The sequence below is a fragment of the Streptomyces sp. WM6386 genome (genome assembly GCF_000972385.1).
Lineage (GTDB): Bacteria > Actinomycetota > Actinomycetes > Streptomycetales > Streptomycetaceae > Streptomyces.
Genome location: NZ_JXTE01000334.1, coordinates 1 through 683, shown reverse-complemented (window position 1 = coordinate 683; position 683 = coordinate 1). Strand labels below are relative to the sequence as shown.

General features: G+C 72.2%; 1 pseudogene. It reads right to left on the bottom strand.

The window, feature by feature from the left end:
- Positions 1 to 683: pseudogene (locus TN53_RS41555) on the bottom strand (hypothetical protein); the annotation flags it as partial.

Here is a 683-nt window from a genome sequence, read left to right as displayed (position 1 = left end):
GTCGTAGGCGCACTGCAGGACGACGCCGTTGTAGCCGGTGTCGAGCAGATGCGGCTGCTGCGGGGTCTGTACGGCCTCCAGGGTCAGGCCCTCCACCCCCGCGCCGGTCAACGCCTGCACATGGGTGGTCAGTTGCGGGTTCCACTGCGGGCGCAGGTCCAGCGGGAGCGGCCGTTCGAGGGTGACCCGGCGACCGCGGACGCGGGTGATGCGTACGGGCCATTCGTAGGGGACGTACGAGGTCAGTTTCGTCTTGTCGTTCCAGAGGTAGCCCTGGGGACCGGGGCCGCCGCCGCACATGTGCTCCAGCAAGGTGTGGTCGGCGTCGTCGGACAGCCGCAGCAGGACCAGGGCGCCGGGGCGCAACGACGATGTGTCCGCGGCTGTCACCGTCCAGGAGCCTTGGCGGGCCGGGTCCAGGGCGGTGAGCGGGCTCCATTCGTCGCGGCGGTTGCCCGTCCAGCCCTCGAAGGGCCACGCCCGGGCCCGGATCGCGGCCACGAGGGACGTCCAGCGGGCTTCGGGGGCCAGCCAGATCAGGCCGCCCGCCCAGGACCAGGAGGACTTGTCGCCGCCGTAGCGGGAGCCGTACACCCCGATGAGCTCGGTGAGGCTCTTGGTCGCGCGGAGCGTGGTGCGGCTGCTGCCGGCGCCGCGGAGGACCACGTCGCAGTGGCCGAGAC